Raw genomic sequence first — 10,240 nt, forward strand, 5'->3', positions numbered from 1 at the left:
TTTGAATAGAGCCTACTTTGAGACATGGAAATTTATCCACCTCCGCATGGGGTACTGGAAAGAAGCTACCAATATAAACAGGTCAAAACTGGAGATTACCAATGATGCTTTGGATCGTTGGAAAAGATCAAGTCACGACGCATTGATAAAGAAAAAATGAAGAAACTATATGGACTTATCGGACTTAGCTGTATTGCTCTGACTTCTCAGGCTCAGAGCGTAAGTTACAGCCATGATGCATCAAAGATGAACCAGGTTACAGTAATGGAGATTGGTTCTGGCACACTGACACCAGACTATTACTATTGGCTCCTTCATAATAGCTATGAGAAAACGGCCAATGAAAAGAACAAACTAGGATATAGAACGCTCTCTGGTTTGAATGCTTACAACCAAGTAGAGATGGCAGAATCTCTTGACTCAGCAATGGTAAAACGAGCCAAGGTGGAAGCATTGAATATAGCCGACCGTCAAGGAGTGGCAAAGCCGCCCACTGGAATCAATGTACACAATAGTTTGGCTTGACGCGATGCATTACAAGGTGAAGGATGGTGGTCGTACAGAAAGTGAGGGCGCCAACTTCTGGTTGAGCGTGCTGACTGACCTGAAAGTACGTGGCATGAAAGATGTTCTAATCGCTTGCATAGACAATCTCACGGGCTTTGCGGAAGCAATCAGTACTATTTTTCCTGAGGTAATCATCTCGAATTGCATCATACATCAGATTAGAAATTCTTTGAAATACATATCTTCAAAAGATCAAAAAGAGTTTATGTCAGACTTGAAGTGACCAAAACCAAAGGTGTCTTTCCCAATGACATGGCATTGATGAAATTAATCTACTTGGCTGTAATGAACATCTCCAAAAAATGGACGCATCCGCTCCAGTATTGGGCGTTAACTGCCGGACAGCTACGAATCAAATTTGGAGAGAGAATGCCTCTGTCGATATAACTCATTTCCTCTTTTTGACTTTTCAAACGCAAAGAAAAGGTAGTTCCCGGATGTGAGCAAGAGTATATAAATGGCTCATTCTTCGCCGCCCTTGCACACATCCGAAAACTATCTTAAGAAGCATTTGGAAATCCAAAAAGAAAAAAATTATATTTGTTGAGATTTTAATAAATCAGAATCATCCTCCTCAATATAATTCTCCACTATTACATTATCTTCATCTACCTTATCAAATTGCGCTCTTAACACATCTTGTTCAACCGCTTCTTCTACATTATTATACTTTGTTTCAAGTGCTGCGTATGCATCTTCTTGCTCACTAATAGAAACTTGATTAGCAATAGTTTCGTGCATTACTATTTCATCATCCATAATTAAATTTTGTTTTTCCATTTTTATATCTCCTATTTTATTAATATGATTGAATATCTAAAAATTAAGTCTTTACTTCTCACGAAAGGATTGATATTATTTCCCAAATATGTTTCTTATAGAATTGGTCATAACCTATTTTTTTAAGTGTTATAGATTTACTCTTTTCAAGTTCTTCTACCGTATATTTGCCCAAAATCGAACTACGCAGAAATATATTTTCCCCATTTAACGCATGTATGATAACATAATTCTTCTTCTTATAAAAGAATCTTCCTGTATAAATTGTTCCGAATGGTATATCTTTATCTTCAATTTTTATTTGTTGCTTTTCTCCTCTCACAGGAACAGCACTTAGGTATAGCAATGACCTTTCGACATTAACAAATGAAAAATATAATTCTTTCATATTTTGAGGCTGCAATCCCAAATTTCGGGCTTTATTTTGTTGACGAAGATTCATAAAAGCTTCCCGTTTACCAAGTTTGAAGATTAACATCTGTCTTTCATTTCTGGATATATATTCAACTTTCACAGGACAATCTGCACCTATCTTTTCATCTACAATAGAAAAAGAAACATCATTAATTCCAACAAGTCCATCTTTATAGGAACCTATTTCATCATACTTACTGGGAACAACTATCGAGCCATCTTCACGTTCAATCCCCCATTTATCCATTTGGAGAAATTTCTCCATTCCATTATCCAATCTTCTACTCTTCTTCTTCAAGATTTTACAATTACTATCTATAAAACCATTACAACCGTCACATTTTACATTTGCGATATTCTCAGCGTTTAACTCACCGATATAATCATAATTACTTAAAACCTCATTCCCTTGAAAATCCACGATGCAATATAATCCATTGCGCATAGCTATAATTTTGTCTGAAGACCACATCTCCAGTTGGGAATAACAAGTTGACGTTAAAGGAATGCCTTTTCTATTCATAATTCCCCAAAGTAACGCACCATCTACCTCCTTTACATATTTGGCACCTATAGGATTGAATTCTTCTATCAGCCTTATTCCAGTATTAAGAAGAGTATAGTTATTCTTGTCGAACAAATCATATAATCCATCCTTCTTTCCTTCATACCACCATCCTCTACGAGAACGAATCGATTCATATTCAAAAGCTATTCTTATTTCTCCATCGAATGTAATCAACCCACATTTTTCATCTTTTTTTCCAATTACATACTTTTGAGTACTTTTCATTATGGCATCTAATTCAAATGCTTCTTGTAAGCGTTCCAACTTATCTTCTGTTTTCAAATCTTCTTGCTCTTGTCGCCATAATTCATCCAGTTCTTCAAGGATTCTTTTATTCTCTCTTTCAATATTTAAAGTTTCCAATTTAAATTCAGGATGTGCTTCAAAATATCTCTGTTCCGCATCAAAATAATACGGTTTGTATGTGCTATCATATTGTAAATCAGAGAGACAGACAAACATTCCACCCAAACCATTTGAAGAATTCTTATTCAGGTACTCCCAACCCCCATCTGCCTTTAACCAATTGCACTTTAAAATGAGTTCACCTCTCTCCTCACTTTTCTTTTGAGCTTCTCTATCAAAAATGAAAACATTCATTTTATTATTATAATAAATATCTTTTATCATCATATTATCCAGATTGACGTGTTCATCTTGTTCATCAAAATTAGAAACCCAAATGATGAATTTCTCATTAAGCCGATAGAACAAATCTCTTTCTGCAATTACACTGACAAAGGTTGTGCTTAATTGCAATTCAAATACAATTTCTTGTCCCCTAAAACTGGCTAAAATATCAGGACGTTTCCAATTTAGTATAGGGTGATTTCCTATAACAGTATTTTCTACTTTTACGTCCGAAACGCCAGGAGTTATTTCCAAGAGTTCAGCAATTTTAGTTTTCAATTTTTTGTGACGCTCCCCTTCATTACATCGAGCATATTTTTCTCTATTAATATCCCATCTTGCTCTTCCTGTCGTTGTTTTATAATCACATTCATCACTATCTCTTAAATGTGAAAAAAATCTAGCTTTACCACGTTCTGTCTTCCGACCTGATATTTTAACTGCCTGATGACAATATTTGCATACAAATTTAGGCTTTCTCAAGTATATTGATTTTTGCACTTCAGTTCTAACTTTAAAAATCGCGTTCTCCGGTTGAGCAAAAAAATCTCTTGCACTTATTTCTAAACTAGTGTCAGTATCAATAACAGTATCTATGGCACGTTTAGTTTTATCAACATAACCTGAATCTGTATTTTTTATTGGTCCTATTGTTATCATAGAACCTTCACCTACTATTATTTTCTGTTCTCCGCTATCTGTTTCATTGGGACCACTTGCAGTTTCAGGAACAACTTCCTCATTGTCTTCTTCTATCGTAGACACTAACTTCCCCAATCTATAAATCTCATTTTGCAATTCGACTTTCTCTTTATTCAAAATGTCAATTGTTGTATCTTTAGTACAATTTTTAGCCTTATAATCCTTATACTCTTTATCTATACTGTAATATTGCTCTTTGAGATTTTGATATTGCATTTTCAAGCTGTCTATTTGGTCTTGTATCTGTCCATCAGATATCTTTTCATTATCTTCATCTACAGATTCTAACACTTGAGTATTTGCTTGCAGTTCTTTAATAGTATTATCTTTTTTCCCAATTTCTATTATGTGGTTTTGGCTCTGTAACTCCAAAGAGTTAACTTTTTCTATTGTTAATGTCAATTCCAATTCTAATGAACTAACTCTTTCTTGTAACTGTTGAGATTCATTTATATTACTATTCAACTCATCCAGCAAACGTTTTTTTTTCGTTTTGTAATACAGCATTTCTTTTTTATTAGGATGTTTTCTTTGTTTTCCGACGCTGCATTTTTCTCCAATAATTGTTTCGTTTTATCTGACAATACTTTGTTTTGTAACTGAATGTCATTGATATCAATCTTAAAAACTTTCTTTAGAATCTCCATTACAATATTCTTCATATAGTCTGTCATAATCACCCACCTTTTAAATTATAACATTTCAATAATATATCTATTGTTTATAAGACTGATTTAAATAAAAGAATAAAGTACTATACATACCCCTTTCACAATATCAAACTCTCCACTAAATTTGTATCAATGTAACATTCCGGTGTATCGACTATATTCTTTTTGGCCAAGGCTAATGCACTTGAAAAGAGAAGGCTTATTTTTTCTGTTGTAGGGGAATAGTGCAAATTCTTTCTTCTTTAGATACTTTAAAAAAGGCAAACAGAAGAGAGACAAAGCTTCCAGTAGATTGCTTTTGCCTACATTGGGTTTACCTATCAGCAAGTTAATGCGTTTGCAGTTTGTGAGTGTTACATCCTTCGCTGACTTGAAATTTTCAATATGTATGTTTTGAATAATGGATGTCATCTTTTGCTGATCTTTTTTTATGGTAAACTCCTTTTCAAAACAAAGGAACATCTTTTTCCTTTCTTTTGCAACTTTATTTAGAATTATTCGTAGGCATTTATTGTGTGATTATTCTGTAAACAAAGAAAAGAGAGAATAAAGTAAGCTGCAAAATCACAAAACGTACTGTTTCAGCATATCCATCAAAAAACCGATGAGTGGCACTCTGTTAATATGTCTTTGATTCGATTCTCAAATTTGTCTAACGTAAATTCCTTTAAGAATTTTTCTTTTCCGGCTTTTCCCATGGCTGCGCATTGTTCAGGATGCTCCATTAGATACTCTATCTTCTCGGCAACTGCTTTCGGGGAGTGTTTGTCTACTATATATCCGGTTTTGCCGTTCTCTATAATGGCAGGTATGCCTCCTTCAGAAGTGCTGATACAAGGAATCCCTTTCTCCATGGCTTCCAGTAAAACTAAAGGGAAACACTCGTTGCTATAATGAGTAGGAAATACAAACACATTGGCCTTTTGTAGGAATGAATCTTTCTCATCACCATATTTTGCTCCATGGGCAAATACGTCTTCTTTAAGTCTTTTTTTATGAACTTCAGTCGTAAATTGTTCTTCTGTGATGTCACTCCACTTGCCAACAAAATGGTACTTCACAGACTTTCCACTTTCCTTTAATATCACATACGACTGTACTAAATCCCACACCCCTTTGGCTTTCATCATGTTTGATAGATACAAAACATTAAATTCTTTTTTCGGGACTGTAGGTAAATCTTCATGGATTGGTATTCCGTTAGGGCAGATATATACATCTTTATAATTCACGTATTTCTTGACATCTTGGTAGAGATTCTCTGCCAGTAGAATTACCTTTAAGTTTTTGAAGAATCTCCTGTAGAGTAAATTGTCAAGAAACTTGTCTTGTCTTGTCTTGTTGCTACCCCTTTGTTATGATAATGAACCATAACCTTTTGTTTCATCATCTTTAGTAGCATTACTACGAAAAAGTCTTTGTAAAAAGCACCGCCTTTTGCATTGGGAGTAACATAGCAAAGCTGTGGTTTGATAGATTTTACTTGTTTCCTAATCTGCATTAGCAGTTTATAGAAATCCTTCAGCTTTTTTATTCCACCTTTGCCTATGTCGTTCAGATCTTTCGCTAAGGCAAGGTTCAGATAATGGCATTCAAAGGCATTATTTATGACTTGACTGTCATGTATGTATTTACCTACCATGGCTGCACCATGCACGGGCGGAGGCATGTGCATGATAAATAATATTTTTTGTTTCATTTAATGTATGAGATACATTAGTCTGCTCCATAGTCTTATTATAATAGTGTGATAAGACATAGCAGAACGATGTAATTTATTGTTTAGTGATATTTCAGAGGGAAGTTTGGATACTTTGTTTCCGTTTTCATCAAATATGTATTTGAATCGGCTCCACTTTTTACAATTTGTTCCTTCACCATCAAAACCGTCATTCTTTACTTTACTAATAATTGGGAAAAGAGACAGTTTGTCTTGAAGAAATTGAGAAAAACCAAAACGAATAGCCCAAGAATCTCCCCAACCTTCTTTTACGGAACGTAGCATCTGAAAGCAATCCGATCCTCCCCATTGATTGAAGGCATGTCCCATTTTAGCATATTTGTCCCAATCTTTTAACTCCCAATCTACGCTATTCCATCGATCAGCCACGTAGCCCAGCCCCATGAGCTGCTACGGGTGCAAAAATATGCATCATACACATAATTCTTAGGAACTTTTATTTTATTGGTATATCCACAAATTGAGAACACTTTTTGCTCTTTTTCATATAAACTTAATCCTTGATTCATAAAGGAAAGAAAGTTTTGTGCAAAAACTAAATCATCTTCCAATACAATGGCTTTACCATACTGGTTAATAACTTTTGCTACTCCTTCAATGATGGACTTTCCTAATCCTTTATTTCCTTCAGAAAAAGTGTGTGTCACTTTTTTGAAACCGACTATTGATTTTACATAAGTCTGCACAGCTTCTACCTTAGCGAACTCTCCTTCTTTCTGATTTCGCGCTCCATCCACAAAGATAAAAAGTTCCGATTTCTGTGCTTCTTCGTTTTGCAGAAGCGAATAAACTGTGTTTTTTAGCGCATCTGGACGGTTAAATGCAAAAATGATGATAGGTGCTAATTCCATTAATTATTAAGATAATATTGAGTATTTTCATTATAGAAAATAATGTTGTAGCAGTAGGGGCCCTGCCACAACATTATCGGATAAATCATTTACTACTACTGTTCCAAATCTAACTATAACATTGCATCATTTGTAATACAAAATAAGTATGAAAAAAAACACCAACTCGTTTTGTATTAATTCGTTTGTTATTTAATCGTTGCTTTTATAGTTTTTTTCCCTGCCTGATTAGTAGCATCTTTTTCGAACCAAGTAGAGTATTTTCCAGCCGGAAGATCAGAAAGAACAAAAGCATTACATTTTCTACCAGCAATTACTTTGTCTGTAGCAGCAGTGTTTACAGCCGTTGCAATCATACCAACCAGAGATCCGAATCCACCGCCACCACCGCTAATGCTTGTATCAACTTTAATCTGGCCTTCTCTTGTATATAAAGTCTGACCTGTTTTGGTAGAGCGAAGTATGTATTCTACATTTACGGTTAATTTGCCACCTACATTGTTTCGTCTCCAATCTTTGATGATGGTAAACATGGCAGCGTCTGCACCCAAAATGTTTTGGAAAATACTAATGTCTCCTTCTATAAATTGCTCTGCATCATAGGCACTTTCCTGTTGAAACATTTCCATGGTTAAATAGGGAGAAAATACATAATAACCTTTCTCACACAGAGGCATATACAGAGTGGTGTAGAAATAATCCTTTGCTTCTGCATGTGTCGTTTGATTGATTGGCGGCATGATGGCAATTGTAAGTGGTTTCTCCTCATACATAGCTGGATATTGTTTGCCCATGGTCATTGGAGTGCTACAGGAAGAAAACATTGCGACCACAACTAATGCGAATAATATATATTTTTTCATTTTTCTAACTGTTTAATGATACGTGATATGTATTTTTCTGATTCAGGATAAAGAGCTATCTCTTTTTTCATAAAATCCAATCCTTCTGCTTGCTTACCGGATTTACACAATTGATAGCCATATTCAGCATAGAGTCCTGGAGGAATAGTGCCTCGTGTACCTTTTTGCTTTTCAATCACCTTTTTGTACTGTTCCAGCATTTTGACTTGAAGTTCTTCCGTCGTTTTTTTACTGTACTGATAGGTTGCATCTTCATAATCATGCCATGAATACAAAGATTGAGTGGTATTGCAGGATGACAAGGCCAATGCTGCAACGATTGCAAAAAATAACTTTTTCATTAGGGTAGTATTATTTGTTTGACTTCTTGGGTAGAGACAAATATCTTTTTTTCATAGAGTTGTTTTCCATCGCAACTTACTGTCAAGGTTCGGGATCCTGGTGCGATACCGTATTGTGTTCCTCGGCGGTTGGACTTTTTAGCTTTGACAACTCGTGCGATAAAAGGTTGACCTTCATCAATCGTTACTTGTACATTTTTTCCGGCGTATTGACTGGAACTGATAAACAGTAAATATGCCATGTCTTCTTTTCCTGACTCTTGTGCAACAGGAAAGTTTGCCTTGCAGCTCAATAGTATTAAAGGCAATGTTAATAAATAGAGTAACTTTTTCATTTTACATCTTCAATTATATAGTTTTCCATATTTGATGAATTGATACTTTCAGAAGTGGTTACTTCTACAAATGAGTATTCTGTCTCAGGTGTATCGCCACCAGTTGAAATCACTTTGGCTTGTCCTACACTTTTTCCAGGAAGAGTAATCATAATACCTGTCTGAGGATTTTTCACTTTCTTTCCTTTAGTCATAACAGAGAATGTTATTCCTTCTTTGATTCCCTGACTTTTGCCACCGGCAATTAGAACGGCATCGGAATCATATGAAAGGAAGAAAGTTTTCCATGGACTGTTAGTGCATTTATTTATGATATTTTCTACCAACTGTCCGATTGCCTCAGAAATTGCTTTATCACTCAATGTAGCATCATAACTGGCTTGACCACCTACGCCCATTGTGGTTTTGGTAGTTAGTTCTGCTGAACCTTTCGCTTCATCAGAATAGATTATCAATCCAGTTGATACATCTATTAACCGAATAGCAACAGCTGCTTCAACAGACTGAGTTTTTTGTGATGAAAATACACCATTTTTACCAGTATTTTTACGCCCAAATTCGGTAATAGATCCGATAATCATGTAATCAGCTCCAATAGCTGCAGAACCTTTTTCTCCTTTTTGACACTCTTCTAATAAGGCAGCAAGATCACTTCTCTCTAGTAATAGGAACTTACCAGAAGAAGCAAGCTTAGCAGAAAGAATATCCAGAGCTTGTTTCCCCATTGGGTCATTCTCTTTGTCGTAGAAAATGCCTTTGGCATACTGAGTTTCATTGGAAAAACGGCCAATTGCCACTTTTCTCTTCAATACCATACCTTCATCTTGAATCTGCATGGAAGGCGTTTCTACAATTTTAGTCTTACGTTGTGCCATAGTTGGAACAGATAAGGCAATAATCATAGCAAAAACAAATAACTTTTTCATGTTCTTATGATTTTAAAAATTAAAATTCATAGCCAACTCTCAAGCTTACGCATTCTGCATTTTGCACACGAGAATTACGTGTATAACTCATGTCATGTGAACTGCTAAACTTGTTAAATGTTTCGAATTCAAGTTTCTCGCTCGCATAGCCAATAGAGATATTTACAGCTTGTTTTTCATTCGTTGAAATTCTGCAACCGACCGATATATTTAGATACATACCACCATTGTTTGTTACAAACGTTCCGGCTTTTGCATCTATAAATGGAGCGATTTTTGTTTTCATAAGATTTATCCTTGCATTAGCAAATACAGGTATGTCCACTTTACTTTCTCTCACATCCAAAGGAATATCCATATCCTTTGTTTTATATTCAGGAATAAAATGAAAGCCAGTACCTGCACCGAGGAAAATAAAAGGGTTAAACTGATAGCCGTGAGCAGTACTTATCACAAAACGGCCAAGTTCAAAATCTCCGATACCAATGTCATAACCGGCATCAACAAAACCACGATAACAGTTTTTTGACGTGTTTTGCGCATTAGCAATTACAAAAGTTGAGCAAATCAACATAGCTGACAAAATAATTTTCTTCATATATGATATTGTTTTAAAATGATATTTACCCATTGGTAAAAATGACAAAATATACATTTGATGAATAATAAATTACCCGTTGGCGGAATTAAAAAGATAATATATTGATGTTTAAAAAGTTGTGCATATTATTGATTTATAGTATATTAGAGATGGTCAAACCTTTAATATATCATCAATATATGCACAACTTATATACAATATTCAGTAAAATTCTTAAGATTTGCAAGCAATTTGGCGATAACCTCATCAA

12 protein-coding genes and 3 pseudogenes are annotated in these 10,240 nt (G+C 34.9%); 3 read left to right on the top strand and 12 right to left on the bottom strand.

Annotation, left to right across the window (positions count from 1 at the left end; all coding sequences use genetic code 11):
- Nucleotides 1-156: 156 nt before the first annotated feature.
- Together JCM15092_RS18045 and JCM15092_RS17135 are read left to right on the top strand one after the other, a co-directional pair.
- A pseudogene (locus JCM15092_RS18045) lies at nt 157-474 on the top strand (DUF5045 domain-containing protein); the annotation flags it as partial.
- Nucleotides 464-954 (top strand): annotated as a pseudogene (locus JCM15092_RS17135) (transposase); the annotation flags it as partial. The pseudogenes JCM15092_RS18045 and JCM15092_RS17135, both read left to right, overlap by 11 nt.
- Nucleotides 955-1,101: 147 nt before the next feature.
- Here the strand turns inward: JCM15092_RS17135 and JCM15092_RS13645 are convergent.
- The 12 genes from JCM15092_RS13645 to JCM15092_RS13695 form a co-directional block, all read right to left on the bottom strand.
- The gene (locus JCM15092_RS13645) at nt 1,102-1,347 is read right to left on the bottom strand and encodes a hypothetical protein (RefSeq protein WP_024995130.1); all 246 of its coding nucleotides are present in this window, start codon (nt 1,345-1,347) and stop codon (nt 1,102-1,104) included.
- 58 nt (nt 1,348-1,405) lie between these two features.
- On the bottom strand, nt 1,406-4,168 hold the full coding sequence (locus tag JCM15092_RS13650) for a DUF6035 family protein (protein ID WP_148296668.1): 2,763 nt from the start codon (nt 4,166-4,168) through the stop codon (nt 1,406-1,408).
- A 293-nt stretch (nt 4,169-4,461) separates the two neighbouring features.
- The gene (locus tag JCM15092_RS17735; protein ID WP_024995133.1) at nt 4,462-4,794 is read right to left on the bottom strand and encodes an AAA family ATPase; all 333 of its coding nucleotides are present in this window, start codon (nt 4,792-4,794) and stop codon (nt 4,462-4,464) included.
- Between the two features lie 131 nt (nt 4,795-4,925).
- Entirely contained in the window at nt 4,926-5,477 is a 552-nt protein-coding gene (locus tag JCM15092_RS17740; RefSeq protein WP_235782381.1) for a glycosyltransferase family 4 protein, read from the bottom strand.
- Nucleotides 5,478-5,611: 134 nt separating this feature from the next.
- Nucleotides 5,612-6,007, bottom strand: coding sequence for a hypothetical protein (locus JCM15092_RS17745; RefSeq protein WP_235782382.1), 396 nt, complete (start codon nt 6,005-6,007; stop codon nt 5,612-5,614).
- Between the two features lie 24 nt (nt 6,008-6,031).
- Nucleotides 6,032-6,442 (bottom strand): hypothetical protein, encoded by a 411-nt coding sequence (locus JCM15092_RS17750; protein ID WP_235782383.1) that lies wholly within the window; start codon nt 6,440-6,442, stop codon nt 6,032-6,034.
- Entirely contained in the window at nt 6,418-6,924 is a 507-nt protein-coding gene (locus JCM15092_RS17755; protein WP_235782384.1) for a glycosyltransferase, read from the bottom strand. Before JCM15092_RS17755 ends, JCM15092_RS17750 begins: the two co-directional genes overlap by 25 nt.
- Nucleotides 6,925-7,112: 188 nt before the next feature.
- Nucleotides 7,113-7,787, bottom strand: coding sequence for a GNA1162 family protein (locus JCM15092_RS13675; RefSeq protein ID WP_024995134.1), 675 nt, complete (start codon nt 7,785-7,787; stop codon nt 7,113-7,115).
- Complete coding sequence (locus tag JCM15092_RS13680) at nt 7,784-8,128, bottom strand: DUF4810 domain-containing protein (protein ID WP_024995135.1); 345 nt, start codon at nt 8,126-8,128, stop codon at nt 7,784-7,786. The genes JCM15092_RS13675 and JCM15092_RS13680 overlap by 4 nt, the downstream gene beginning before the upstream one ends.
- On the bottom strand, nt 8,128-8,463 hold the full coding sequence (locus tag JCM15092_RS13685) for a hypothetical protein (RefSeq protein ID WP_024995136.1): 336 nt from the start codon (nt 8,461-8,463) through the stop codon (nt 8,128-8,130). The genes JCM15092_RS13680 and JCM15092_RS13685 overlap by 1 nt, the downstream gene beginning before the upstream one ends.
- Nucleotides 8,460-9,338: a CsgG/HfaB family protein gene (locus JCM15092_RS13690; RefSeq protein ID WP_235782385.1), complete on the bottom strand. Its 879-nt coding sequence runs from the start codon at nt 9,336-9,338 to the stop codon at nt 8,460-8,462. The genes JCM15092_RS13685 and JCM15092_RS13690 overlap by 4 nt, the downstream gene beginning before the upstream one ends.
- 70 nt (nt 9,339-9,408) lie before the next feature.
- Nucleotides 9,409-9,987 (bottom strand): hypothetical protein, encoded by a 579-nt coding sequence (locus JCM15092_RS13695; protein ID WP_148296669.1) that lies wholly within the window; start codon nt 9,985-9,987, stop codon nt 9,409-9,411.
- 107 nt (nt 9,988-10,094) lie between these two features.
- Here JCM15092_RS13695 and JCM15092_RS17760 point away from each other — a divergent pair.
- A pseudogene (locus tag JCM15092_RS17760) lies at nt 10,095-10,240 on the top strand (IS982 family transposase); the annotation flags it as partial.

It is taken from the genome of Phocaeicola paurosaccharolyticus JCM 15092, from assembly GCF_000613805.1.
In the GTDB taxonomy this organism is placed as follows: Bacteria; Bacteroidota; Bacteroidia; order Bacteroidales; family Bacteroidaceae; genus Phocaeicola; species Phocaeicola paurosaccharolyticus.

Coding starts and splice junctions, on each gene's coding strand:
- JCM15092_RS13690 (WP_235782385.1), bottom strand. CDS start 9,338: ATGGCACAACGTAAGACTAAAATTGTAGAAACGCCTTCCATGCAGATT.
- JCM15092_RS13680 (WP_024995135.1), bottom strand. CDS start 8,128: ATGAAAAAGTTATTTTTTGCAATCGTTGCAGCATTGGCCTTGTCATCC.
- JCM15092_RS13645 (WP_024995130.1), bottom strand. CDS start 1,347: ATGGAAAAACAAAATTTAATTATGGATGATGAAATAGTAATGCACGAA.
- JCM15092_RS13675 (WP_024995134.1), bottom strand. CDS start 7,787: ATGAAAAAATATATATTATTCGCATTAGTTGTGGTCGCAATGTTTTCT.
- JCM15092_RS17745 (WP_235782382.1), bottom strand. CDS start 6,007: ATGCACATGCCTCCGCCCGTGCATGGTGCAGCCATGGTAGGTAAATAC.
- JCM15092_RS13650 (WP_148296668.1), bottom strand. CDS start 4,168: ATGCTGTATTACAAAACGAAAAAAAAACGTTTGCTGGATGAGTTGAAT.
- JCM15092_RS17755 (WP_235782384.1), bottom strand. CDS start 6,924: ATGGAATTAGCACCTATCATCATTTTTGCATTTAACCGTCCAGATGCG.
- JCM15092_RS17735 (WP_024995133.1), bottom strand. CDS start 4,794: ATGTTCCTTTGTTTTGAAAAGGAGTTTACCATAAAAAAAGATCAGCAA.
- JCM15092_RS13695 (WP_148296669.1), bottom strand. CDS start 9,987: ATGAAGAAAATTATTTTGTCAGCTATGTTGATTTGCTCAACTTTTGTA.
- JCM15092_RS13685 (WP_024995136.1), bottom strand. CDS start 8,463: ATGAAAAAGTTACTCTATTTATTAACATTGCCTTTAATACTATTGAGC.